The sequence below is a fragment of the Paenibacillus contaminans genome (assembly GCF_003285015.1).
GTDB lineage: Bacteria > Bacillota > Bacilli > Paenibacillales > NBRC-103111 > Paenibacillus_V > Paenibacillus_V contaminans.
On the sequence record NZ_QMFB01000001.1, the window covers coordinates 171,616 to 196,483 of the forward strand.

The 24,868-nt window shown below is 53.7% G+C and carries 19 protein-coding genes and 1 pseudogene; 18 read left to right on the forward strand and 2 right to left on the reverse strand.

Annotated elements, in window-relative coordinates:
* The first annotated feature begins 28 nt into the window (after window positions 1-28).
* From DQG23_RS42020 to DQG23_RS00900, 3 genes are read left to right on the forward strand one after another with little or no spacing between them, the layout of a single operon-like run.
* Window positions 29-925: a hypothetical protein gene (locus DQG23_RS42020; protein WP_158560232.1), complete on the forward strand. Its 897-nt coding sequence runs from the start codon at window positions 29-31 to the stop codon at window positions 923-925.
* Window positions 918-2,750, forward strand: coding sequence for a glycosyltransferase (locus tag DQG23_RS00895; RefSeq protein ID WP_158560233.1), 1,833 nt, complete (start codon window positions 918-920; stop codon window positions 2,748-2,750). Before DQG23_RS42020 ends, DQG23_RS00895 begins: the two co-directional genes overlap by 8 nt.
* Window positions 2,747-4,723 carry a glycosyltransferase family 2 protein gene (locus DQG23_RS00900; protein ID WP_113028912.1) on the forward strand — a complete coding sequence of 659 codons (1,977 nt, stop codon included), beginning with the start codon at window positions 2,747-2,749 and terminating at the stop codon, window positions 4,721-4,723. The genes DQG23_RS00895 and DQG23_RS00900 overlap by 4 nt, the downstream gene beginning before the upstream one ends.
* A 98-nt stretch (window positions 4,724-4,821) precedes the next feature.
* Here the strand turns inward: DQG23_RS00900 and DQG23_RS00905 are convergent, their stop codons facing one another.
* Window positions 4,822-5,283: a DUF6385 domain-containing protein gene (locus DQG23_RS00905; protein WP_113028913.1), complete on the reverse strand. Its 462-nt coding sequence runs from the start codon at window positions 5,281-5,283 to the stop codon at window positions 4,822-4,824.
* A gap of 154 nt (window positions 5,284-5,437) precedes the next feature.
* On the opposite strand from DQG23_RS00905, the gene DQG23_RS00910 reads away from it, so the two are divergent.
* On the forward strand, window positions 5,438-6,418 hold the full coding sequence (locus DQG23_RS00910) for an acetylxylan esterase (protein WP_113028914.1): 981 nt from the start codon (window positions 5,438-5,440) through the stop codon (window positions 6,416-6,418).
* A 134-nt stretch (window positions 6,419-6,552) separates the two neighbouring features.
* Here DQG23_RS00910 and DQG23_RS00915 read toward each other — a convergent pair whose 3' ends face one another.
* Window positions 6,553-6,849 carry an LSm family protein gene (locus tag DQG23_RS00915; protein ID WP_238177699.1) on the reverse strand — a complete coding sequence of 99 codons (297 nt, stop codon included), beginning with the start codon at window positions 6,847-6,849 and terminating at the stop codon, window positions 6,553-6,555.
* A gap of 254 nt (window positions 6,850-7,103) precedes the next feature.
* On the opposite strand from DQG23_RS00915, the gene DQG23_RS00920 reads away from it, so the two are divergent.
* The 14 genes and pseudogenes from DQG23_RS00920 (at window position 7,104) to DQG23_RS00985 (ending at window position 24,861) form a co-directional block, all read left to right on the forward strand.
* Window positions 7,104-7,391: a hypothetical protein gene (locus DQG23_RS00920; RefSeq protein ID WP_113028915.1), complete on the forward strand. Its 288-nt coding sequence runs from the start codon at window positions 7,104-7,106 to the stop codon at window positions 7,389-7,391.
* Between the two features lie 198 nt (window positions 7,392-7,589).
* Entirely contained in the window at window positions 7,590-9,122 is a 1,533-nt protein-coding gene (locus DQG23_RS00925; protein WP_113028916.1) for an acyl CoA:acetate/3-ketoacid CoA transferase, read from the forward strand.
* Window positions 9,123-9,269: 147 nt separating this feature from the next.
* On the forward strand, window positions 9,270-9,722 hold the full coding sequence (locus DQG23_RS00930) for a GNAT family N-acetyltransferase (protein ID WP_113028917.1): 453 nt from the start codon (window positions 9,270-9,272) through the stop codon (window positions 9,720-9,722).
* A gap of 121 nt (window positions 9,723-9,843) precedes the next feature.
* Window positions 9,844-11,451 (forward strand): AraC family transcriptional regulator, encoded by a 1,608-nt coding sequence (locus DQG23_RS00935; RefSeq protein ID WP_158560234.1) that lies wholly within the window; start codon window positions 9,844-9,846, stop codon window positions 11,449-11,451.
* A 333-nt stretch (window positions 11,452-11,784) separates the two neighbouring features.
* A pseudogene (locus tag DQG23_RS00940) lies at window positions 11,785-12,481 on the forward strand (ABC transporter substrate-binding protein).
* A gap of 62 nt (window positions 12,482-12,543) precedes the next feature.
* Window positions 12,544-13,539 carry a helix-turn-helix transcriptional regulator gene (locus DQG23_RS00945; RefSeq protein WP_113028919.1) on the forward strand — a complete coding sequence of 332 codons (996 nt, stop codon included), beginning with the start codon at window positions 12,544-12,546 and terminating at the stop codon, window positions 13,537-13,539.
* A 245-nt stretch (window positions 13,540-13,784) separates the two neighbouring features.
* Window positions 13,785-14,771, forward strand: a complete 987-nt coding sequence (locus tag DQG23_RS00950) for an ABC transporter substrate-binding protein (protein WP_238177700.1) — start codon at window positions 13,785-13,787, stop codon at window positions 14,769-14,771.
* A gap of 104 nt (window positions 14,772-14,875) precedes the next feature.
* Window positions 14,876-15,859 carry a helix-turn-helix transcriptional regulator gene (locus DQG23_RS00955; protein ID WP_113028920.1) on the forward strand — a complete coding sequence of 328 codons (984 nt, stop codon included), beginning with the start codon at window positions 14,876-14,878 and terminating at the stop codon, window positions 15,857-15,859.
* Window positions 15,860-16,076: 217 nt separating this feature from the next.
* The gene (locus tag DQG23_RS00960; RefSeq protein ID WP_113028921.1) at window positions 16,077-17,045 is read left to right on the forward strand and encodes an ABC transporter substrate-binding protein; all 969 of its coding nucleotides are present in this window, start codon (window positions 16,077-16,079) and stop codon (window positions 17,043-17,045) included.
* A 40-nt stretch (window positions 17,046-17,085) separates the two neighbouring features.
* On the forward strand, window positions 17,086-18,873 hold the full coding sequence (locus DQG23_RS00965; protein ID WP_238177701.1) for an ABC transporter ATP-binding protein: 1,788 nt from the start codon (window positions 17,086-17,088) through the stop codon (window positions 18,871-18,873).
* The gene (locus DQG23_RS00970) at window positions 18,866-20,641 is read left to right on the forward strand and encodes an ABC transporter ATP-binding protein (protein ID WP_113028922.1); all 1,776 of its coding nucleotides are present in this window, start codon (window positions 18,866-18,868) and stop codon (window positions 20,639-20,641) included. The genes DQG23_RS00965 and DQG23_RS00970 overlap by 8 nt, the downstream gene beginning before the upstream one ends.
* 367 nt (window positions 20,642-21,008) lie before the next feature.
* Window positions 21,009-22,064 carry a FecCD family ABC transporter permease gene (locus DQG23_RS00975; RefSeq protein ID WP_113028923.1) on the forward strand — a complete coding sequence of 352 codons (1,056 nt, stop codon included), beginning with the start codon at window positions 21,009-21,011 and terminating at the stop codon, window positions 22,062-22,064.
* Window positions 22,065-22,066: 2 nt separating this feature from the next.
* Window positions 22,067-23,101, forward strand: a complete 1,035-nt coding sequence (locus tag DQG23_RS00980) for a FecCD family ABC transporter permease (protein WP_113028924.1) — start codon at window positions 22,067-22,069, stop codon at window positions 23,099-23,101.
* Between the two features lie 44 nt (window positions 23,102-23,145).
* Window positions 23,146-24,861 carry an ABC transporter ATP-binding protein gene (locus tag DQG23_RS00985; protein WP_113028925.1) on the forward strand — a complete coding sequence of 572 codons (1,716 nt, stop codon included), beginning with the start codon at window positions 23,146-23,148 and terminating at the stop codon, window positions 24,859-24,861.
* The last annotated feature ends 7 nt before the right edge of the window (window positions 24,862-24,868 follow it).

Below are 24,868 nucleotides of genomic sequence, written 5' to 3' on the forward strand. Positions count from 1 at the left end.
AATAAACGGATAGGGAGGAGCAATCGGCATGGAGTGGCTCGATGATCAAGCTGCGGTTCCCTTCGCGTCATGGCTGCGGCGTGCGGATGAAATGCTGCAAGCCGGCGAAAGCGAGGCGAAAGCGGAGGCCGAGATGGAAAAGCTTACGGAGGAAGCGCCGGAGCACGCACGAGCCGTAGCACTCATCGAGCTGTTGTACCGTGCCGGCTTGTTCCTTGCCGCATTCGATCGAATCGAATCGACCGGTATTGCAGACAGGAAGTTCGATTGCTTGATCCGCCTCGGGCGTATTGCCGAAGCGAATGAGTGGTTGTGGAGCCGTAAAGCCGATGCGACGGAGGAAGATGCCGGGAAATCCGAAGTCGGCCGGCTGGAGACGGATGAATGGCTCTGCCGACTGTTGTTGGCTCCGGAAAAAGCGCAATCGCTGATCGGCCGGCTTTCCTCCTCGTTCGCGGTAAAGCTGTTCGAACGAGCCGTTCAGCTTGATATATTCCCGATAGCCGAACCGCTGCTCGCCCGCTCGACCGATTTGCTTCCGTACGCCAAATCGCTGTACAGAAACGGATTTGTCATGCGAAGCGCACCGATATGGATCGCCTTGGTCGAGAACGGGAAGATCGATCCGGAAGGTTACCGATCGTTAGGTGAAATTTTGTACTGGCGGGGCGTTTATGGGGAGGCTGCTTCTTTCTTCGAGTACGTATGGAGCTTGAAACCGGATGACGACAAGCTGCGGACGCAGCTGATGCTCGCGAACCTGCGCCGGAGCGGGAAGCTGCTCGATGACTCGATGGTTTTGTTTCCGAGTTCGTCCTTCTTGCGCGAAGAACGGCGGAAGGTCGAGGAAGCGATCGGCCGGCTCGAAGCGTCTGAGCCGTTTCCACGCTGGTTCGGCTTCGAAAGGATGCGATTTCATGCATGAACGGCCGCTGCTATCCGCGTGTTTAATCGTCAAGAACGAGCAGCGGGTAATGAAACGCTGCTTGAGCAGCCTGAAGGGAGTCGCTGACGAGGTTATTGTCGTCGACACGGGCTCGACAGACGCTACCGTTCAAATTTGCCTTGAGAATGGCGCCATTGTGCATCACGCGGAATGGGAGCATGATTTCGCCAAGGCGCGAAACACGGCTATCGATTTGGCGACGGGGCAATGGGTGCTCGTTCTGGACGCGGATGAGTCGATACTGGAGCCGCAGGGAGCCAAGCTCCGCAATTTGTTGAATGCGGAAACGCAAGCGGAAGGGTATTTTGTTAAGGTCATTAATTATTATGGTTACGGACATAAAGTACTGGGCGCCTCCGTCAGTTCGTCGATGCGTCTATTTCGCAATAACCCGCAATATCGCTACAAAGGGAAAATTCACGAGCAGATCGTCGAACCGATCCTCCAGGCGAATCCTAAGGCGGCGTTATTGTTTACGGACCTTGAAATCGAGCACGACGGCTATTTGACGGAAGTCGTACGGGACAAAGGCAAATCGCGGCGCAATATCGAGCTTCTCGAAAGGGAAGTGGAGGAGCACGGGGATCCCTTTCAACGATACAATATCGCGGTTGAATACATTCGGGCCGGAGAGTACGAGCGGGCGCTAAAGCAGCTCCGGCTGTGCAAGCTGGCTGACCGGTTTTTGCTAAGAAGCTATGCGCATATCGTAATGAAGCGGGAAATCGATACGCTTGATTACATGGGGCGGTACGAGGAAGCGCTCGTCGTTTGCGATGAGGCGGCGCGTGCTTTCGCGGATTTTCCGGACATCTTTCTAAGCAAGGGAATATGCAGCTACCGTCTAGGCCGCTGGGAAGAAGCGGAGACGGCTTTGACAAGAGCGCTTGAAATCGGCGAAGCGCCTCCGCAATATAGCTCCAATCGGGGAACCGGCTCCTATCAGGCCACTTTTTATATGGGAAAGCTGTGTGAGCGGACCAAAAGATACGACGACGCGATCCGCTGGTACTTGTTCACTTTGCGGATGAAGCCGGATTCGCTTCCGCCTTTTTTACGGATTATCCGTTTACTGGTGAGATTAGCCGAACGATCGCAATGGCTAGCCAAAGTAGAGGAGCTTTTTACAATCGATTCCGCCCGAACTTGGTGGAGCGTCGCGCTTGCTTTTTATCAGCTCGGGCTTTACGAAGAAACGCTGAAGGTGCTTGGGGAACGCGCCATGCCGGAGGAGAAAAAGGCGGAAAGCGACTGGCTGACGATACGCTGCCTGTTTCTGCTCGTCGATGAGGGGGAAAAAAGCGAATTTGCCGCTCAATGGACGGCGGCCAAAGGATCGCCGGTTAAATGCGTTTTTTATGCCTCGCTGCTGTCAAACGATGCTTCGGCGGCGCGGGCTTCCTTGCCGCTGCTGGAAAACGCAGGGGAGGACCCGCTTACGAGGGCATTGTATCGGCATCTGTTGGCAGATGACAATCAGCTCGCCGTCGATCCTGTCTTGATGACGCATATTTCGCAGCAGCTGTGGAGCGAGCTGGCTTTTTTGCATCATATGTCCAGGAAGCACGGGCTTCCGATGCTTGCCGCACGCATTCAAACGTTCTGGCAAGCTGCGATCGCTTTCGCGCCGGATCCGGCGAAGAAAATCGAAGGACAGTTTGCGTGGGTCCGGACGCTTCATGTGCGCATTCATCAACTGATTCTCTCGGCACCCCAATCAAGTGTGAGTGCGGAAATGTGGAATGAAACGAGTGATTATTTAATGCCGTTAATTGATGATCTGTTTTTGGGGGAAACGGTATGAACGGTAGGAAGGACGAAGCTGCCGAAATCGGCATAACGCTCTGCATGATCGTGAAGAACGAGGAAGAAACAATCGGCCGCTGTCTGCTCTCCGCCAAGCCTTTCGTTTCGGCGATCGTCGTTGTCGATACGGGCTCGGACGATCGAACGGCCGAGATTGCCCGCGAATTCGGAGCGCTCGTCGTCACGTTTCCGTGGAGCGGTCATTTCGGGGAGGCGCGGAACGCCGCTTTTCCTCATGTACGAACTCCGTGGATTCTTATGCTCGATGCCGATGAGGAGATCGTTTCATGGGACGAGAGGCAGATGTCGTCGGCGCTTGCCGATCCGGAAACAGCCGGTCTTTATGTGAGTATCCGAAACTACTCGGAGCCGCCGCCTGGGGGACGTTACGAACAAGACGCGGCGGTTCGTTTGTTTCGCCCGCTCCCGGGAGCCGCTTACCGGGGGCGCATCCACGAGGATATAAGCAAGCCGTTAACCGAGCTGTATCCGCAAGCGAAGCTGGGCAGCGCTTCAGTCGGGATTGCCCACTATGGGTATGCTTGGGATGCTGAAGCCGCCGGACTGAAGCACGAGCGAAACCTGCGGCTTTTGCGGCTGGCAATCGAAGAGGAGCCGGAAGAGCCGTATTATGTTTATGCGCTTGGAACCGAATATTTTATACGGGCGCAGTATGCGGATGCGGCGGCAGCATTCGATGGAATCGACGGACGGCTGCCGGAAAATGCGGGTTACGCAGCCGACTGCATGTATAAGCATGCTTTTGCTCATTATCGATCGGGAAATCGTGAACGCGCTCTGACGCTTGTTGAACTCGGCTTGGAACGAAGCGGCGAATATGCGGATCTGCTTGAGCTGAAAGCTGTACTCTTGATTGAATGCGGTCGACTGGAAGCGGCTTACCTTTGCGTGTCGGGGATAAAGCGGGAGACGGAAGCGGAAGCTTCGAGAATCGATTACGTTCATGGAATCATTGCCGAGAAGCTGTTCAATTTTGCGGAAGCGGCGGACTTTTATACCCGCGCCTTACTGGCGGATCCACGTCTGAAGCACGCTTATTCCCGTTTGCTGGATATCCGGCTTGCTTTGTGCTTGATTAACGACGCGGCCAGTGACGAGTTTGATTGTACGACATCGCAAATACGGGAGGAAATCGTGCACGATAGCGTGAATAAGGCCATGCTGAACATCGTTCGCGACCTTGTCGAGCTTCATCATGCGATGAACGGTGAGGACAAGTGGCGATCGTTTTTTTTGCACGCGCTGAAATGGGGACTCGGCGGTTACTCCCTTCAAGTCATGTCGGCTATGAGAGATACGGAGGCGCAGCCCGAGCTCCTTTATCTTAAAGCCGTTTGTCATGCCCAACAAGGCGAAACGAAAGCAGCTGTCCGGATGCTGAACGAGCTTTCCGGGAAATGGGGCGGGCTCCAGGTCGTGATTACCGGCTGGGCGGCGCTTCATGCCGATTATGAGAGAAACGGAGCGGGGGGGACTGTCGTTCTCGACCGGCTTAACGAGCACGGAAGCCGATATCCCGAGCTTGAGCCGCTTGTCCGATCGCTGCTGGGTCAAGAGCATCGTGCGGTTGACGAACGATTATATGAGCGAACGGCGTTCGCCTTATTGCTTACCGGAGCATGGAGCGCATTCGGTTATGTGTTTGAAAAGATAAGCGGGCGGTTCGCTCGGCTGATTCCCAAAGAATGGATTCCGGCTTTGATGCGCGCGCCGCACTCGATTCAAAAGCTTGTATGCCAATCCGCGGCATGCCGGTATGACGCTCTCGCCTTCAGCGAGCAAATCGCCGTTGCCGCGCTTTACGGCTTGTCCGGTCAGAAGGTGGAAGCGCTGCGTTTGTTCACCATATTGTCCTCCCGAAATCCGGATCGCTTGGAGCCTAGGATCGGCATGCATGCTGTGTTATGCCAATCGAATGCGGCGTTGTTCAGGCTGGTTTTAAACGAGTAACCGCGACGTTCTGATCGGGGAATATCCGGTTTGTCGCAGAAGGTATATGCCGTGTGCCGGCGTCCCGCTTGTGAGCGGGACGGCCCGGGGCGCTCGCTTTACCGGAGTTGCCCCTGATAATAGACCTGAACCTTCGCGGTATCTGAAGGGTTTTTGGCTTTCACGCATAAACGCGTATATTTCAAAAAACGGAGCGGAACGATTACGTTTTTGCCGCCGCCCGCCACGACATCCTGCACATCCTTGGCAAAATCGACGGCGTTCGGACTCACTTCTACCTTCGCTTCGACGGGAGCTCCGCTTTTGTTGATAACCGCATAAGTGTAAACGGACATGTTGGAAGTGTTCTGCATGGGCAAGCAGTGCCAATTCCCGTCCGCAATGACGGAAGGGAAAATCTGCTCCACGAAACGCCCGCACGAGCCGGTTTGCCGGCGATTTTTTTTGTCTTTTTTTTTGCAGGAATTTTTCTTGCCCGGCCGTTTCGGCCTGCATAGTTTCTTCAAAGTGCTGCAGCATTCTTGTACCGGAAATAGCGACGATTTTCCGCTGGCCTTCATGATGGCTTCCCCCATTACTCTCCGATAAGTTTACTATATGCCCCTGCCAAATGACTTCGGCACGGCGTAAGCCGGGGGTAAAGTTTAACTTTCGAGAGGGTATTGACGCATGGTAGAATTAGTGTTGGCCAAAAACCGGCAGGAGGAGAATGGAATGGACGCAATCAAACAAAGAATCGCCGCATTGGAAACCTATTATCCGCCGCTCACGGCAAAGGGCGATCTGGAGCTTTTCTGGGAAGAAACGCTTCGCGAATTTGCCGATAAGCCGCTGCATGCGACGACGGTTCGCGAGCATACGCCGCTGGCGCTTGCAGACGTATATAAGGTCACGTACGAGGGATATGACGATACGCCGATTCACGGCTGGTATATGCTCCCTAAACCGGCTGCCGGCACGAGAGTGCCTTGCGTCATTACCTTTCACGGCTATCACGGAGGCAAAGGTTTTCCGGAGCAGTATTCGCAATGGCTGTTAATGGGTTACGGCGTATTCGCCATCGATATAAGAGGGCAAGGCGGGGAAACGGGCAACAGGCTTGTTAGCGAGTTCGGCATGGCAAGCGGCTGGATCAGCCAGGGGGTTTTGGATAAACGCAGCAGCTACTATTTGGCCATTGTGATCGATTGCCTGAAGGCGGTTGACTGGATCGGCGGGCGGGATGAAATCGATCCTGCGCATATTTATCTCGAAGGCTCCAGCCAAGGCGGAGGTCTTGTGCTCTTGACGGCCGCATTAAGCGACAAGCCGGCGCTGGCGGTTGCCAACGTTCCGAACATGTGCCATATCGATTTCGGAATGCTGAATTCGACGGGCTCGCTTACGGAGCTTTCCAAATTATCGACCGTTTTTCCCGACAAGCTGGAGGCGATTATGGATACGGTCAGTTACTTCGACGTCATGAATTTGGCTGAGAAAATTCGTATACCGGTTTTGATTTCGGTTGGGCTGAAGGACACGGTGTGCATGCCGGAAACCGTCTACGCCGCATATAACCGGATCAACAGCAGGAAAGAAATCCATCCGTACCCGTTCATGGGGCACACGAATATCGGGTATCACAACCGGCTGGCCATGCGATTCATGGAAAGCTACCGGCAGGAGCATACTGCATCCAAGCCGGAACAAGGATAAACGGCTACGCCGTCCTTTCCGAAGGAAAAGCGCGTTTACCGAGATTTAGAGCCGCTTCCACGATTTACTTTCTGATAAATTAACGAAAGGGATACCCCGCTGCAGCAGGGTATCCCTTTCGTTTGTTTGATGCATCAAACAACCATAAGCGTAATAACAAGAAGCACATATAAGGACAGCGTCAGAATGAGGTCGTTCGGGCCATAAAAAAATCGGGCGTTAGGCGTATACGGATTGACGCGCAAATACAGGTTGTACGGATCGACGTTAACGATGACGCCCTCGTACGACATGCCGTTTAACAACTGCACGCGAACCGTCCGGTTCAATTGCCCTTTGCAAGTGACGTATGCTTGATCCCTTGCCTGCTGCAGCACCTGCAGCGTTTCGGGATTAGCTTGATATACGTCCTGTTCGTTCGGATTTGACATAAGCATCCCTCCCGGCATCGCCAGCGTCGCCGGCCTGGTAGTACCATACATATGCCGGAGGCGGCGTTTATATGTCCGATTATCGTTCCTGTCCGCGGCGGCGTTCTTGGAGGATAAGGCAGCATGCAAGGGAAGTCCTTTGCGTCCGTTCATCGGCGCTCGCTCGGACTGTTTTTTGGGAAATACCGGGGCAAAAAGCAGCCATTCGCATATGCTGTGATGAACGTCCAGCAAATCGTAAAGGGTGACGGCGCATGTACGGGCAAAATCCGGCACATCATCCGGGAAATCCCGGAATCGTTCATAAGGCGCAAAGCTTGATCGGCCGAAATGTCGGCATTTCGTTCACGAACGGGCAAGGCGTTTCGGGGGTAATTTGCGGAGTCCGGCATAACGAGATATACGTTCTGCAATACTTATATCAAAAACAGTTCGCAACGTTTCATTACCCCGTATCGGGCATTCAGGACATTCATCCGTTTCCGCCATGTCAGCAAAGCGGCGGACATAGTCACGGCCACGGTCAGGGGCCTTATTACTGAATATTCGAGAAAAGCGGCTTTCCCGATAGGGGAGGCCGCTTCCGTTTTGCATGGAGGATCGTCAATCCGGGGGAGTCAATATTTATTTTACACAGGGCGGCGGCAAGAGGTATACTTGTCTAGGAAGCAAACATTCCGACCATGGGTCAAATAAAGCGAACGGAGCGTTCTCGAAATTACGGAGGTCATCCATACATCATGTACGGGAAAAAGGTCCGCATCATAACAGCAGATGAAGCAGCAGCACTAGTACGATCCGACGACACGATAGCGGTAGCCGGCTTTGTCGGTACCGGTCATCCCGAAGCGCTAACTTCCGCACTGGAAAAGCGTTTCTTGCGCGAAAAAGAGCCTCGCGGCTTATCCTTGTTTTGCGCAACGGGACAAGGAGACGGAGCCGGACGCGGGCTCGATCATTTGGCACACGAATCGCTGCTGAAAAGAGTCGTCAGCGGTCATTTCGTCACGATGCCAGCCGTTACCAAACTGGCGGTCGAAGGAAAGATCGAAGCATACAATTTTCCGCAGGGCGTCATCGCCCACTTGTTCCGCGACATAGCCGCCGGCAAGCCGGGCACGCTGACACAGGTCGGCCTGCATACGTTCGTCGATCCACGACAGGGTGGCGGGAAGCTGAACGACGTTACGACCGAGCATTTGGTCGAGCGCGTCGAGCTGGCCGGCGACGAGTATTTGCTTTACAAGTCGTTTCCGGTCCATGTGGCGTTCCTGCGCGGAACGACGGCGGATGAATATGGAAATATTTCGATGGAGAAGGAAGCGATCACGCTGGAGACGTTCGCCGCGGCGCAAGCGGCCCGCAACAGCGGCGGAATCGTAGTCGTTCAAGTGGAAAGGCTTGCCGCCGGAGGCTCGCTCGATCCGAAACAAGTCGTATTGCCGAACGTGATGGTCGATGCGGTTGTCGTCGCGGAGTCCGAGCATCACCCGCAGTCTTTCACCGAAAGGTTCAACCCTTCCTACACCGGGCAAATCCGCGAGGTTAGGGACCGGATGGGGCCGCTGCCGCTAGACGAACGCAAAATGATCGCAAGACGCGCAATACGTGAGCTTGCTTCAGGGGATGTCGTCAACCTCGGAATCGGAATCCCCGAAGGAATCGGGTATGTAGCCAGCGAGGAAGGAAGAACTGATTTTACGCTCCTCCTCGATTCGGGTCCGATCGGCGGCATACCGGCCAAAGGCTTCAGCTTCGGGGCGTCCACGAATCCTTATGCCGTGCTGGATATGCCGTCCGTATTCGATTTTATCGACGGGGGCGGAATCGACGTCGCATTCCTCGGCATGGCCGAGGCGGATCCGCAAGGCAATGTGAATGTAAGCAAATACGGCGGATCGATTACAGGCTGCGGCGGCTTTATCAACATCAGCCATACGGCGAAAAAGGTCGTGTTTTGTTCTACCTTTACTGCAGGAGGACTTCGCGTACAAGCAGAAGACGGCAAGCTGCGCGTCGTGAATGAAGGCCGTCACCGCAAATTTGTGGACCGGATCGGACACTTGACGTTTAACGCTGCTTATGCGGGTAGCAAAGGCATTACGATCCTCTATGTTACGGAAAGGGCTGTTTTCCGGATCGTGCTGGACGGGCTGGAGCTGATCGAAATCGCTCCGGGCATCGATTTGGAAACGGATGTGCTTGCGCATATGAGCTTCCGCCCGCTCATCAGCTCCGAGCTGCGTTTGATGGATGAAGCGATTTTTCGATAGTCGAAACGGCTGGAGGCGTTATATGCCTCCGGCTTGTTTTTTTGCGTGCGAACGGGAATGCAAGTATAATGTAAGATTCATTCATCCTGCCGTCGAATGGGAATACCAAATTTTCGGCATAATGCTGCATATGAAAGGATAACCTTTATGAATATTAGACCGTTGAATCAGGGCGAACGTTTGCCTATGGAGCTTTTTCTTCTGGCCGATCCAGACGAGCAAGTCGTTCAAAGTTATGTATCGAGATGCCAATGCTTCATTATGGAACAGGACGAACAATGTATTGGAGCTTACCTGCTCTTGCCGACCCGGCCGCATACGGTCGAGCTTGTGAATATCGCGATTGCGGAATCCAATCAAGGCAAAGGATTGGGCGGCAAATTGACGAGGCATGCCATCGAAACGGCCAAATCCATGGGATACAAAACGATTGAGGTCGGAACGGGAAACTCCAGCGTGATGCAGCTGCATCTGTACCAGAAATGCGGGTTTCGCATAACGGGCGTGGATATGGATTTTTTCGTGCGGCACTACAAGGAGCCTATATACGAGAACGGTATACAATGCAGGGATATGATTCGACTGCAGCAGGATCTTTAGCCCTTAACGGGCTTTATTGACCGGAGCGGCTTGACGGGGAAATTCCTCTTCCTTTAGAATAAGAAAATCAATGAGAATGATTCTCGTTTGTTTTCGGACAGCTATGAAGAAGGGGGGGCCTATGCAGCTATCGGATTGTAAACTTTACACGCTCCAAAACGTAACATGGGTTGAACTGGATGACGAACGGCATACCCATGGCGAATATTTGGAGACCCATACATGCTTTTTCGTTCCGGAAGGAAGCGGCTTGTTTTATTGCGATGGCATAAAAAGCAAATTGAAGGCCAAAACGATGGTTTACGGCCAGCCGGGCTCCATTATTGATGTTCGCGCCGAATCGGGCGACAAGCTTCAAGTTCTCGAAGTAAGCTTCGACATCTGGGATCGGGAAATGAAAGCTGCCGACAAAGCCGTTTACGTCATAAACCGGGAAAGGGCGTTGCCATGCGGCATTGTGCCGCTGGCCGCACCCGATGTCGTTATGACGCAAGCCAAGGAGCTAGAACGGCTATGGGATTGCAGCGACTCCAAGGAATGGTTTCTAATCGATGCCAAGTTTAAGCAGCTGCTTCATTACATCGCGAAAAAGCCGATTGCGGAATTGCCCGACCATGAGCTTGCAAGCCGGATTCAATACTCGATCGAGTATGTGGAGCAGCACTATTGGAATCAAGTGACGAGGCCGGAGCTTGCCGGCAAAATCGGGTTTACGCCGGAATATTTTTCGGCCGCCTTCAAGAAGGTGACCGGAACGAGCTTCTCCGACTACCTCACCAAAGTGAGGATCGATAAGGCCAAGGAGAAGCTCCTACTGCCCGGACGAAGTCTCGATCAAATCGCGCATGAGGTCGGTTATAAGGACGGGATGTACTTAAGCCGTAAATTCAAGCAAGTTGTCGGCGTTTCGCCGCGTATTTATACAAGCCGTCCCAAAAGAATTATAGCTCTAAATTACCTGGGGCATCTGCTTGCACTGGGCTTAAAGCCGGCCGGAACGACAACCAAGCTGCTGCATGCGCTCCCTTATAAGGACAGGCTCGCAGGCGTAAAGGATGTAGGCACTTCCAAATCGCTAAGCCAAATTGCCGCACTCGAGCCGGATTTGATCGTAACGTCGCGGCCCAACTACGAGCAGTTGTCCGAAATCGCAACCACTATCTCCATTCCGTGGGGACAAGAGGATATTTTGGAGCAGCTTCGCTACTTGGGTGGATTGCTGGACAGGGAAAAAGAGGCGGAGGCATGGATCGACTCTTTCGTCAGGAAGGAGGAGCTTGCCGCGCGTCAGGTATCTGGAGCAGTCGGTTCGGCGGAAACCGCGGCTGTTTACGAGGTGTGGGCGGATCGGATTTGGGCGGTAAACGCCGGCTACGGAAGAGGAACCCGCAATTTGTATCGGACATTCGGCTTTATCCCGCCGGAGCCGTTAGCTCCTCACGTTATGAATCCCGGTATCGGTCTGGAGCTGTCTATCGATTCGCTTGCCGGGTATGCGGCCGATCATATGTTTATTACGGTCTGGAACGAGCGGGGAGGAGACAAGCGGGCGCGAAGCTTAATGACAAGCGAGGAGTGGGCTGCGCTGCCGGCCGTAAAGAACGGGAACGTTTATCCGATCGATTTGGAATTGTTTAAGTACAATGACCCGATCGCATTGGAGCAGCAGCTGGACATTCAAGTAAAGCTTCTTACAAAAGTCCATGGAACGTCGCACAATAGGAAATAGACGACCCTTCCGAGTATTGTTATCATTTTTGATGATAATGATTATCAATCACATTTGGAGGGGATTTCATTGAAATGGCAAAAATGGGCGGTAAACGTACTTCTTGTCACCCTGCTGATCGTAGCGAGCGGCTGCGGAGCTAAGCAAGGTACGAACGAGGAAAAGGGGAGCGCAGCGGCAAGCCAAAGCCCAGAGGCACCGGCCACTAGAACATACAAGTCTGTCATGGGTGAAATCGAAATCCCGACGATGCCGAAGCGGGTAGTCGCCACGCAGTATCTCGGTCACCTGCTGACATTGGGCGTAAAACCTGTCGGCGCCGGCTCTGCAAGCATGAAGCAATATTTTCTTAAAGATATGACAGAGGGGATTACCGATATCGGCGACGACTCCGTTGCCCTTGAAAAAATCGCTTCGCTCAATCCCGATCTGATTATTCGGCCGTCGGATAAAAATTACGAGCAATTTTCGAAAATAGCGCCGACCATCGTTATACCTTGGGGCGCTAAGGATGTGTACGAGGAGCTCAGAGACTTTGGCGATTTTTTGAACAAGAAGCAGGAAGCGGAAGCGGCGATCGCAAAATTTGAGAGCAAGGTTGCCGAAGCGAAGGAAAAGCTCAAAGACGCTGTTGCTCCAGGAGAGACCGTCGGCGTTTACGAAATATGGGCGAAAAGCTTCTGGGCGGTCAGCGAAAGCTTCGGCCGCGGTACGCGCAATTTGTATACGAGTCTCGGCTTCATTAAAGGAGATCGTTATGAAACGGGGCAGCTCGGGTCTCGACATGTCATTAGAAGCACTGCCGGAACACGCTGCCGACCACATGTTCGTTTCCGTCTATGCGGCAGATGGCGGCGACAAGCGTGCGGAAGAAATCATGAAGAGCGCCTTGTGGCAAACGCTGCCGGCGGTCAAAAATAACCGGGTGTATAGACTGGATATCGATCAATTTGCTGCAGGCGATCTGATCTCCATGGAGAAGCAATTGGAGCTTCAGACGGAGATGCTGCTTTCGGGCGGCAAAAAATAGCATGCTTCAGCGCCTTCATGCGATCGATAGGTCCGGTGCCAACGAAAGGCTGGGGATGATCCATGACATCGGCTTCCTGTCACCAAATTTATAACCGCTATTTCGACGCGATGCCGTTCCGGCCGGTTCAATCCGGCATCAGGAACCTTTCGGAGCGGATGAACGTGCACGAATCGGCGGGTGAGGGGTATATCGATAGGCGAATAACGAGCACCGGCATGGAAATCGTCCATTCGGTGCTGCGCATCAAGCAGGAACAACCGATTCAAGTTCAGTCGGACGCGGCGATGATCGAGCTCAGCTTTTGCCTGCAAGGCAAAGGAGAGGTGTCGGTGTCCGGCTCGGCTCACGAGCTCGTGCCGGGAAGCTGTACGCTTCACGTTATGCGCGATTTCTCGGCAGCTTTTCACTACGACGGCGATGCATGGCTGCGTGCGGTCGCTATCGGGGTTCCTGTCGCTTTATTCGAGCGTTATTTAGAAATGACGCCGGGCGGAAGCAAGCTGTCGATCGACGGTTTGCTCGGCTCAGGCTCGTTCCGAATGTTCCGGCAGCCGATCAGCCCCGAGACGACCAGACTGCTTCATGAGCTGCAAACTTGCCCTTATACGTCGGCTATGCGGGAAATGTACGCGGAAAGCAAAGCGATGGAGCTTTTGGCCGTCTATTTGGGGAGTTTTCTGTTCGATAACGATTCCCGGAGCGTCGGGGCGTCGGGCTTGTCGAAAACCGATCGGATGAAAATAAGAGAAGCGGAGAGGCTGCTGCTTCGGCATATGGACGATCCGCCGTCCTTGCTCGAGCTGTCTCGAATGATCGGTTTGAACGACTATAAGCTGAAGATAGGCTTTAAAGCGGAATACGGCAAAAGCGTTTTTGCCTATTTGCGGGGCAAAAGAATGGAGCGGGCGTGGGAGCTGCTGGAAGCCGGGGATATAAGCGTCAGCCAGGCGGCAAGTGCGGTCGGATACGCAAATTTCAGCCATTTTGCCGAGGAATTCCACAAGCGGTACGGGATCAAGCCTTCCGAGTTGAGCCGTAGCCGCAGGTATTTGTAACGCCGGAAGCTTAAGCTTCGGCGTTTTTTTGTTGCGGGAAGTTGCAAGCGGCAGCAATCGCGGCGTTTGCTGACCGGCAGACGCTATCAAGTCAAATCTGCGAAGCGGCACGCCATATAGAATAAAAAATCCGCCGAACCGTACTCGCATCCGCCGGAGGGTAGTAAGACGTTTCTTTCCGTTGTATGATCGGACTTGTTCATATGAGAACGATTATCAATTATCGGAGAGGGGTTCTTTGCAACATGCCCAGTTTTAGGAAGTTGTCTTTTATTTGCGTCAGTATTTTACTATTCGTGACGATGCTTGGCTGCAGCACTCAGCATGAAGCATCGGGCACAAAAGAGAAGGGGACGTCCGCAACGAAAGATCCTAGCGGTTCGTCTTCGCCTGTGTCGACACGTACGATCAAGGATGCCAAAGGCGAGGTGACCATTCCCGCAAATCCGCAGCGAATCGCCGATATTTCCGGCTCGACCGAGGAATTGCTCGTGTTGGGGCTGCATCCGGTGCTGACGGGCAATACGGATCAAGCGAATCCGTCCGAGGTAACGCCGATTTTGAAGAAAGAGCTGAAGGGGGATGTAAGCGTCGGCGGCTGGTTTCAAACGGAAGTAAACGTGGAGGCGATCATGGCGGCCAATCCGGATTTGATTATCGCCGGCCCGACACAGGAGAAAATATACGAGCAGCTTTCGAAAATCGCACCGACCGTCAGAGTGCCTTACGGGTTTAACGCATTCCGGGAACGATTCGCCTTCGTGGCGGAAGCGCTCGGGAAAAAAGCGGAAATGGAGGCTTGGCTGAAAGCCTACGACGAGCGAGCCCAAAAAGGGCATGCGCAAATTACGGCCAAAACCAAAGAAGAAACGTTCGCGGTTATCGAAGCCACGCAGAAAGAAATTCGGATTTATTCCCGCACCGGCGTTGCCGATATGATTTTCAACGATCTAAAGCTGGCTAAGGCGCCGGGTACGCCCGAGCCCGATGCATGGGGCGGGAAGGTTACAAGCTTGGAGGGGCTTTCCACGCTTGATCCCGATCATTTGGTTTTGCTGGCCGACAATGACAAAAACGTGCTGGAGCAAAGCAATATATGGAGCGGCCTCAAAGCCGTTAAGAACGGAAACGTGTACCGGATGACGAGCAGGCAAAATTACAATGAAGCTTTCTTCGCGCTCGGTAAGAAAGCGCTCATGGAACAGCTGATTGGCGATATGACCAAAAAATGAAACGATGGCAGGGGATAGTCAAATGATGAAGGCCTCGCTATAATGTAATTGAGAAACATTATCAAGACGATGTTTCGACAAGTCGGATATCGGAGTGCGGATCAATGAGCGAAGCGAGCTTTCACCAAAATTTCAATCTTTTTTTCGACGGGCTTCAGCTGCCGAGGAAGAGTACGGATCGAACGGAGCATATGCCGCTCGACACACTCTTCGGAGAGGGATCGATCCGCCGCATAGTTCCGCGGTTCGATATGGAAGTGGTCGTATCGGAATATACATTTTATGAGAATCGTACGCTTACCCTTTCCCCGAAAGCGTCCATGGTAGAGCTTAGTTATTGCTTTCAAGGGGAGAGGGAAGTGAGCTTTGCGGGCAGCCGTTATGAATTTACGGAGGGCACCTGCACGCTGCAATTTTTGAACCGGCAGGATGAGATTCGTTTCGACTTTACCGCTAATAAGCCGTTTCTTTTGCTTGGCATCGGCATTCCGATTTCAACGTTTCATCATTTTATGGAGGATGACAGCGGAGAACGGGCGGTCGATTTCGATCGGATTTTGGACGGTCGGGGGTTTCGCGCATTTCAAGATACGATCGATCCTGCGGCTACCGTCATGCTGAACCGTATCGTCCAAGCGTCGAGGGTGCGCGGAACCAAAAATTTCGAAATGGAATGCGCCGTTATGGAGCTATTGTCCTCGGCCTTCCGCTCGTTTCTGTTTGACGGAAATCCGGAATCGCCCAGGCTGAGCAAGGATGATATGGATAAAATCCGCATAGCGCGGAGAATCATGCTCGAGCGGATGGCCGAGCCTCCGACGTTGATCGAGCTGTCGCGAATGATCGGAATGAACGACTATAAGCTGAAGATCGGATTCAAGGAAATGTACGGGACGACCGTATTCGGCTACTTGCGCGATAAACGGCTGGAGCAGGCGCTTCGCTTGCTTCAGGCCGGCAGCATAACTGTCATCGAAGCGTCATGTGCGGTCGGCTACAACAACCCGAGTTATTTTGCCGAGGTATTCCGAGAGAAGTATGGTGTGAACCCCGGCGAGCTCGTCCGGCGTCCTTCCGCTTCCCGTTAACGGCCTGGAGCAAAAACCTGAACTGCCCGCCGGGCAGTTCTTTTTGTTTACTATTTCTGCGGAAAACCGGCTCCCGCAAACCGCCTTCAAAATCCGTCCAGCGGTGGAAGGCGGTTTGCTGCGCATAGTACGATGCAGTTATTGAAAATGAGTTTCGTTATCAATGAAACGAATGATCATCAGAAAAACACTATACGTAATAAGGGGAGACAACGGCATGAAGGGTAAAAAAACATGGGTGTTGCTGCTACTTGCAGTGATAATGGGGATGACGGCAGGCTGTACAGGAGCGGATTCGGCCGGAGGGGCGAAGAAGAACGGGGAAAGCCCGGCAGCAGTCGCTAACGGGAGCACCGATTCGACTATGTTTCCCAGAACGGTCAAGCATATGAACGGCGAAACTGTTGTGAAAGCCAAACCGGTTAAAATTGCTACGCCGTATATCGGCTTCGTCGATTATTTGGCGGTATTGGACGAATACCCGATTGCCGCGCAAGGCGTAACGACGATCATAAGAAATTTTCCGAATTTGAGCAAACGGCTGGAAGGCAAGAAAATCGTCGACCTCGGTACGGAGTCGGATATGGAGAAGCTGCTGGCGGCACAACCCGATCTTATCATTGCGGCGAATGATATGGCCGAGCAATATGAGAAGCTGAGCGCGATTGCGCCGACCGTCATCTTTCCGCAAGCGGGCAATTGGCGGGAAACATTGCTGCAAATCGCGGCAGTGATCGGCAAGGAGGAGAAGGCGAAAAGCGTGTTGGCCGACTTTGACGCGAAATCCGCAGCATACAAAACGAAGCTGGTGCCGCACAGCGAGGAACCTGTTTTGTTCGCGATGTACAGCGGCAAGGATCAGTTCGTTACTTGGGAAACGGAACGTTTCGAGCCCTTCTATATAGGGCTTGGCCTCAAGACGGTGCAGGGAGCGGAGAAAGGCGGCCAGTTGACGCTGGAAAGTTTGGCTGCGCTGAATCCGGACCATCTGTTTGTTATCAACAACTGGCAAAACCCGGTTCAAGGCGGAGTCAAGGAAGCGCTGAAGGACAGTAAGGTGTGGAACAGCATGAACGCTGTCAAAAACGATCGCGTCTACTACCTGGAAGATCCCTCGCTTCCCGGTCCGATGGCGCTTGCCAAAATTGACGGCATCGAAGAAATCATGAAAGCGATGGGGAAATAAGGTCGCATTCTTACACTACGAAGTTGGGAGCGAAATTGCCGTGCAACAGCAACAAACGCAAGCGCTGCGATTTATGCTGCGAATGGCGGACAAGCGGCGCGTGAGGCTGGCATTGTCCTGCTTATGTTCCGCTGCCGGCGCCCTGTTCGCCATGATTCCTTATATTGTCGTATACCGGATCGCGGACGAACTGCTTCGGGCGCCAGCCGATATGGCGGCTGTCAGGCGTCTCATAGTGATCGCGCTGATCGCCATTGCAGCCAGATTCGCGTTCATGGGGATTTCCACAGCACTGGCGCATGGCGCAGCGTTTCATTTGCTTTACGATATGCGAGTCCGCTTGATCGAAAAGCTGGGCAAGCTGCCGCTCGGATATTTCGGTACTCAGCATTCCGGACGGTTGAAGAAAGTCGTCGCCGACGATGTCGAACGCATCGAGTCGTTCATCGCGCACCATCTCCCCGATTTGACCGCATCGGTGGTCGCACCTCTGGTTACCGCCATCTACCTGTTTACGGTCGATTGGCGGCTGGCGATAGCGGCGCTGCTCCCGATTCCGGCGGCTTTTGCCGTTCAAGGGTGGATGGCAGCGCGAGGCAGGCGCCGTGACGATATGAAACGGATGCATGCGATATCGGAATCGATGAACGGCGCGATCGTCGAATTCGTTCATGCGATGCCGGTTATCAAATCGTTTAATCAAACCGTTCATACGTTTACCCGTTTCCGTTTTTCGGCGGAAAGGTATGCGGAATTATGGACGCGAATCGCCCGGAATAAAGTTCCGCTTTATACGCTGTTTATGCTGCTGCTCGAGTCCGGTATGCTGTTTGTTCTGCCGTTCGGAGTATGGCTGCATGCGCAAAATGAAATCACGCTGCCCGTCCTTTTGCTGTTCCTGCTGCTTGGCGTCGGTTTGACGGCGCCGCTTAGGCAAATATCGACGCTTGCCCACATGATGCAAAACAATATCGAAGGCGTCCTTCGCATTCAAGCGGTGCTCGACGAAAAAGAACAGACGGCTTCAGCGCATGACGGCAGCAGCAGTCAAACTCCGCAGACGTTCGAGATCACGTTCCGGGAAGTTCGTTTCGGCTATGGCGAGCGAGAGGTGCTGAAGGGCGTTACGTTAACGGCCGAGCATGGCAAAGTGACGGCTTTCGTCGGCCCTTCCGGCGCCGGCAAGTCGACGGCGGCGCAGCTGATCGCCCGATTCTACGATCCGATGTACGGACATATAAGTCTCGGCGGCATCGACGTCAGCGCCATACCGCCGGAACGGCTGACGGACATGGTCTCGTTCGTTTTTCAGGAAGTGCCGATCGTCAGCGATATGATAAGCGCCAATTTGCGGATGGGCAAGGAGGATGCGGACGAGAGCGAGCTCGTGCTGGCCGCCCAAGCCGCTCAGGCGCATTCGTTCATTACGGCACTGCCGGACGGGTACGAAACGCGTATCGGCGACGGTGGCGTAAGCTTAAGCGGAGGCGAGAGGCAGCGGCTTGCGATCGCGCGAGCCATTCTCAAAAATGCGCCGGTGCTTATATTGGACGAAGCGTTCGCTTACGCGGATGCGGAGAATGAAGCGAATATTCAAGAGGCGTTAAGCAGGCTCCTTGAAGGGAAAACGGTCGTTGTTATCGCGCATCGGCTATCGACGATTATGGATGCAGACCGCATCGTCGTCTTTGAAGACGGGGAAGTGAGCGGAATCGGCACGCATGAGGAGCTGCTTCAGCGAAATTCGCTTTACGCCGGAATGTGGAGTGCGTATCGCGAAGCGGAACAATGGTCGCTGAGGAAAAGAAAGGAGGAGCCGTATGTTTAAGACGATCCGGCTGGTCACGGGACATTCCGGTATGCTGCTCAACCGCGCAGTCTTATACACGGTGCTGGAAATGATTGCGAACGCTGCGCCGATCGGCCTTTTGGCGGTCGTGATCACCGCGTCTTTCGATGGAAACGTATCGGTACGGCAACTACTGTGGTGGACGCTGCTGCAAATCGTCATGTTCGCGTTCCAGGCGATTTTCTCAAGTCTCGGACAGCTCGAGGCTCAAAGCACAGGCTCTTCCGCAATGAAAGAAGTGAGGCTTCGCTTGGGCGAGCATTTGCGAAAGCTGCCGATGGGATTTTTCGCCCGCCGCGATCAAGGCGATATAAGCCAAACGCTGCTTGCCAATGTCGACGAGGTCGAGATGATAGTGACGCATCTATTCAACCAGATCGCCGGCTCGATCGTGCTGCCGGTAGTCAGCAGCGTTTTTCTACTGATCGTCGATTGGCGGCTCGCGCTCGCCGTGCTGGCGTCCGTACCGCTCGCGCTGCCCCTGCTGTACGCTTCGGAGCGGCTGATGAAACGCAGGAGCCTCATCCGTCAGGAAGCTGCCGCATCGGTAAATGCCGGACTGCTGGAATACGTGCAGACGATCAGGCTGATCAAAGCCCATAATCAAACGGGCAAACGGTTTACGCGGCTGGACGAGGCGATGGCACGCTTGCGGGACGACAGTATCCGGATTGAAGCGTCGACGTCGCCGCTCGTCATGTTGTTCTCGGTTGCGCTTGAGCTCGGTTTTGTGTTTTTGCTGCTTGTCGGCTGTTATTTGCTAGAGGGAGGCAAGCTGGAGGCGAGCGTGTTCCTCGTTTTTATGATTGTCAGCACGAAGTTTTATCAGCCGCTTCGTTCCGCCGGAGCCTCGCTCGTGCAGATGCGGTATATGGCAAGCGCCGGGGACCGCATACGCGAATTGTTTGCCGAAGCGCCTTTGTCCGAGCCTGAACGTCCGGAACGGCCCGCTTCCAATAATATTGCTTTTGACGGCGTGCATTTCGGCTATGGGGATAAAAAGGTGCTGGACAATGTCTGCTTTGTCGTTCCCGAACGCAGCATGATCGCTCTGGTCGGATCTTCCGGCGCAGGAAAGTCGACGATCGCAGGACTCGTTTCCCGTTATTGGGACGTCACTGCGGGAAGCGTTCGAATCGGCGGGACGGATGTCCGAAATATGAGAAGCGACGATCTTTTCGCAATGGTTGGAACGGTGCAGCAGCAGCCGTATTTGTTCAATGAATCGATCGCAGACAATATCCGGATGGGGAAACCGGGCGCATCGATCCAGGAGATCGTAGATGCGGCCCAAGCGGCGCACTGCCATGAATTTATTGCCAAGCTGCCCAAAGGTTACGATACGCTGGCGGGCGAAGGGGGAGCCGCGCTTTCCGGCGGCGAGAAGCAGCGCATTTGCTTGGCCAGGGCGATTCTTAAGGACGCGCCGATCGTCATTTTGGATGAGGCCACGGCTTCGCTGGATCCGGAAAATGAAGTGCTGCTGCAAAGGGCGATCGCCAAGCTGTCTCAAGAAAAAACGGTTCTTGTCATTGCCCACAGGCTGAAAACGATCAAGACGGCGGACCGGATTCTCGTCGTCGACCACGGGCGGATAGCCGAGTCGGGCAGTCATGAGGAATTGCTTGCTTCCGGCGGGCTGTACAGCAGGCTATGGCAGGAGCAGCAAAGACTGGGAGGGTGGAAAATAAAGAGAGGGGACCAAAGGCAGATCTATTCCAGGGCGGAGGATTCGCCTGGCCTGTAACCGGAGCGGCATTGTATACGGCGAATTCGGTGCTGCCTTATTGTTTCTGTTTGCTGCTCATCTGCATTTCCGTGTTATACGTGCGTGGCGGGAAGAGCGTCGGAGCGGAACGGCTTCGTTCCGCTTGATTATTAATGGAAGCCTTCGGTTTTTGGCCGAAAGGCTTTCTTGATTGTTCGATCCCGATAAAGCATCAGCCGTTAAAAGACGACGCAAACTACAGTTCTCGAATTTGTACAAAAAAACCGTTGTTTTTGTCCATTGTCACTATGGAAGGAGTGGCCTACAATTTACTGAGTGGTAATGAGAATCAATATCATATAGTGGGTTATCACCGATTTCCTAGTTCATAAAAAGGATGGTACTCGTGAATCAGACCGCACATTCCGTTAAACAGGTGCCGGCATCGTCAACCGTCACCTTCCGGTCGCGTCCTTGGGCTGCGACGCTAATCTTGGCAGGCGGGCTAACCGCTTTGCTGTTCGGTATTGCGTTATCCGTTTCGTTCGGAGCGGCTGACATTAAGTTTTCCGTCGTATGGGAAGCGATCTTTCGCTTTAATCCCGATTTGACGCAGCATCAAATTATTCAGGAGCTTCGATTGCCGCGCGTCCTCGCCGGCGCGATGGTAGGCGCTTGCTTCGCCGTCGCCGGCGCAATCATGCAGGGGATGACGCGAAATCCGCTCGCGGATTCCGGCCTGCTCGGGCTAAATGCGGGCTCAGGCTTTATGTTGGCCGTATGCTTCGCCTTTTTTCCGGGTCTTTCGTTCAATTATTTAATATTATATTCCTTCCTGGGAGCGGGAATCGGGGCGGGTTTGGTTTACGGGATCGGCTCGATTGCCAAAGGCGGTATGACGCCGGTTCGCCTTGTATTGGCAGGCGCAGCGCTCAGCGCATTGCTGTCTGCCTTAAGCGAAGGCATCGCTCTGTACTTCCGTATCGGACAGGATCTCGCGTTCTGGTATGCGGGAGGCGTAGCGGGGGTCAAATGGTTCCAGCTGAAAATCATGGCTCCTTGGGTTGCAGCTGCAATTATCGGGGCGATCATGCTGTCCCGTTCGATTACGATGCTCAGTCTCGGCGAAGATATGGCGAAGGGGCTCGGCCAACGGACGAATCTCGTCAAGCTGGCGGGTACGATTATCGTGCTCGTGCTTGCCGGAACCGCGGTATCGGTAGTCGGCGTAGTCGGCTTCGTCGGATTGATCATCCCGCATTTGACCAGATACTTGGTCGGCGTCGATTATCGCTGGATTATTCCTTGCTCAGCCGTACTCGGGAGTTTGCTTGTCGTATTCGCGGATCTGGGAGCAAGAATGGTCAATCCGCCGTATGAGACGCCGATCGGCGCAATTATCGCATTATTGGGCGTTCCGTTCTTCCTTTATTTGGCGCGTAAAGAAAGGAGGGAGCTGTAGAGATGGAAACCGGCTTCTACACGCAAGCGGAGCTACGTAAAAGAAAAAGAGGCATTACCGTTCTTATTGTTTTTGCCGCACTGATCGTTTTTGCTTTTATGATCAGCATGAACACGGGGTATATACGGCTTTCACCTTCGGTACTTCTACGCACGTTATTCGGCATGGGGACTGAGAAGCAAAATTTGATCTTGTTCGATTTCCGCTTGCCGCGTATCGTTATTTCCGTGCTGATCGGCGCGGGGCTGGCCGTTTCCGGCTGCGTTATGCAGGGAATTTCCCGCAACGCTTTGGCGGATCCCGGCATACTCGGCATCAATGCGGGGGCGGGTTTGGCCGTCACTCTGTTCATCTCGTTTTACCCGACGACCGCAGCGGCGCCCGTGTTTCTCTTGCCCGTTCTTGCGTTAGTCGGCGCGGGGCTTACCGCTACATTGATTTTTACGCTATCCTATAAAAGGCATCAAGGCTTATCGCCGACAAGGCTGCTGCTGACCGGTATCGCGGTGGCGGCGGGAATCAGCGCGGCAATGATCGTCCTGACGCTTAAGCTAAGCCCCGACAAGTACCAGTTCGTTGCGACTTGGCTGGCCGGAAGCATTTGGGGCACAAATTGGAAGTTCGTTATCGCCATATTGCCTTGGATCGTGATCCTTCTGCCATTCGTGTTTATAAAAGCCAGAGTTATGAATGTACTGAACCTCGGCGAACAGATTGCAACGGGCGTCGGCGCCAGGGTCAATAAAGAAAGGCTCCTGCTGCTTGCAGCAGCGGTCGGCTTGGCGGGCTCTTGCGTCGCCGTGAGCGGCGGTATCGGCTTCGTCGGCTTGATCGGACCGCATTTGGCACGCCGTCTGGTCGGACCGAAGCATGAGCTTCTGCTGCCTGCCGCCGCGCTGGCCGGAGCGCTTCTGGTCATAACGGCGGATACGCTTGGCCGCTGGGTTTTGCAGCCGTCGGAAATCCCGACCGGAATCGTAGTGGCGGTTATCGGAGCGCCGTATTTCCTTTACTTGCTCGCAAAAACCAAATCGTAGATCATCATGAACTTATCGTTCCGTATGAAAGTGAGGGTATATCGATGCTGCGCCGTTTTTTTGCTTACTATCGTCCTTATAAAAAGCTGTTTATATTGGATTTTTCCTGCGCGATTCTAGCGGCATTGCTTGAACTCGCCTTCCCGTTGGCCGTGAACCAGGTCGTTGACGATTTGCTGCCCGGAGGGAATTGGAACTTGATTTTATGGGGCTGTCTCGGCTTGCTCGGCATTTATGTGGTCAGCGCTGCTTTGCACTATGTAGTGTCCTACTGGGGACATATGCTTGGCATCAATATTGAAAGCGACATGCGCAGAAAGCTGTTCGTCCATGTCCAGAAGCTTTCGTTCGGTTTCTTCGACAATAACAAAACCGGGCATCTCGTTTCCCGCATGACCAACGATTTGATGGATATCGGCGAAATCGCCCACCATGGCCCGGAGGATTTGTTCATTGCGCTCATGACGCTGACAGGCGCATTCGGCATCATGCTCAGTATCAACTGGCAGCTCGCCGTTCTGACGTTTGTCATCATTCCGCTCATGATCTATTTGTCTCTGTATTTCAGCCGCAAAATGTCGGTCGCATTCAAACGGATGTTTTCCGATATCGCCGATTATAACGCGCGCGTCGAGAATAACGTAAGCGGCATCCGCGTCGTCCAAGCCTTCTCCAACGAAAAACATGAGATCGCCCGTTTTACGGAGAACAATGAAAGATTCCGCTTGACGAAGCTTATCGCTTACCGGATCATGGCTTGGAACTCGTCGCTGAGTTACATATTGATGAAATTCGTCTCGCTGTTCGTGCTCGTTTGCGGCACATGGTTCGTTATTCAGAAAAATATGACGTACGGCGAATTTATCGCCTTCGTTATGCTCTCGAACGTCTTCCTCGGGCCGATCAAACAGATCAACTCGGTTATCGAGACGTATCCCAAAGGAATCGCAGGCTTCCGCCGGTATCTCGAACTGCTGGAAACGGCTCCGGACGTAGCCGATGCGCCAGACGCAATAAAGGTCGATCATCTTAAGGGAGATATTCGTTTCAAAGGCGTGAAGTTCGGTTACGAGAACAGGGACAGCGTGCTCAAAAACGTCGAGCTTTCCATCCGAGCAGGCGAAACTGTGGCGCTTGTCGGTCCTTCGGGGGCAGGAAAAACGACGATTTGCAGCTTGCTTCCGAGGTTTTACGAGATCGAAGCAGGCAGCATTACGATAGACGGCATCGATATTCGTCAAATGAAGCTGGAATCGCTGCGAGGTCATATCGGCATCGTACAGCAGGACGTATTCCTTTTTGACGGTACGATCCGCGAAAATATCGCATACGGCAAGCTTGGGGCTTCCGAGAAGGAAATATGGGCTGCCGCGAGGCAGGCTCAGCTGGAGGAGCTCATTTTATCGCAGCCGGAAGGTCTCGATACGGTGATCGGCGAACGCGGCGTGAAGCTGTCCGGCGGACAGAAGCAGCGGCTTTCCATCGCGCGTATGTTTCTCAAGAACCCTCCGATTCTTATTCTCGACGAAGCGACTTCGGCGCTTGACACGGAAACGGAGGCGGCGATTCAGCAAGCGCTCGCGGATTTGTCGCGCGGCCGCACGACCCTTGTGATCGCGCACCGTCTGGCCACGATCAAAAATGCCGACCGGATCGTCGTCGTGGCGGATCAGGGCATTGCCGAACAAGGCGATCACGATCAGCTGCTGGCGACGGGCGGAGCATACAGCCGCTTGCATCAGGCGCAATTCGGCGCTTAGCGGAGTG

Coding starts and splice junctions, on each gene's coding strand:
- DQG23_RS42020 (WP_158560232.1), top strand. CDS start 29: ATGGAGTGGCTCGATGATCAAGCTGCGGTTCCCTTCGCGTCATGGCTG.
- DQG23_RS00895 (WP_158560233.1), top strand. CDS start 918: ATGCATGAACGGCCGCTGCTATCCGCGTGTTTAATCGTCAAGAACGAG.
- DQG23_RS00900 (WP_113028912.1), top strand. CDS start 2,747: ATGAACGGTAGGAAGGACGAAGCTGCCGAAATCGGCATAACGCTCTGC.
- DQG23_RS00905 (WP_113028913.1), bottom strand. CDS start 5,283: ATGAAGGCCAGCGGAAAATCGTCGCTATTTCCGGTACAAGAATGCTGC.
- DQG23_RS00910 (WP_113028914.1), top strand. CDS start 5,438: ATGGACGCAATCAAACAAAGAATCGCCGCATTGGAAACCTATTATCCG.
- DQG23_RS00915 (WP_238177699.1), bottom strand. CDS start 6,849: ATGTCAAATCCGAACGAACAGGACGTATATCAAGCTAATCCCGAAACG.
- DQG23_RS00920 (WP_113028915.1), top strand. CDS start 7,104: ATGTACGGGCAAAATCCGGCACATCATCCGGGAAATCCCGGAATCGTT.
- DQG23_RS00925 (WP_113028916.1), top strand. CDS start 7,590: ATGTACGGGAAAAAGGTCCGCATCATAACAGCAGATGAAGCAGCAGCA.
- DQG23_RS00930 (WP_113028917.1), top strand. CDS start 9,270: ATGAATATTAGACCGTTGAATCAGGGCGAACGTTTGCCTATGGAGCTT.
- DQG23_RS00935 (WP_158560234.1), top strand. CDS start 9,844: ATGCAGCTATCGGATTGTAAACTTTACACGCTCCAAAACGTAACATGG.
- DQG23_RS00945 (WP_113028919.1), top strand. CDS start 12,544: ATGACATCGGCTTCCTGTCACCAAATTTATAACCGCTATTTCGACGCG.
- DQG23_RS00950 (WP_238177700.1), top strand. CDS start 13,785: ATGCCCAGTTTTAGGAAGTTGTCTTTTATTTGCGTCAGTATTTTACTA.
- DQG23_RS00955 (WP_113028920.1), top strand. CDS start 14,876: ATGAGCGAAGCGAGCTTTCACCAAAATTTCAATCTTTTTTTCGACGGG.
- DQG23_RS00960 (WP_113028921.1), top strand. CDS start 16,077: ATGAAGGGTAAAAAAACATGGGTGTTGCTGCTACTTGCAGTGATAATG.
- DQG23_RS00970 (WP_113028922.1), top strand. CDS start 18,866: ATGTTTAAGACGATCCGGCTGGTCACGGGACATTCCGGTATGCTGCTC.
- DQG23_RS00980 (WP_113028924.1), top strand. CDS start 22,067: ATGGAAACCGGCTTCTACACGCAAGCGGAGCTACGTAAAAGAAAAAGA.
- DQG23_RS00985 (WP_113028925.1), top strand. CDS start 23,146: ATGCTGCGCCGTTTTTTTGCTTACTATCGTCCTTATAAAAAGCTGTTT.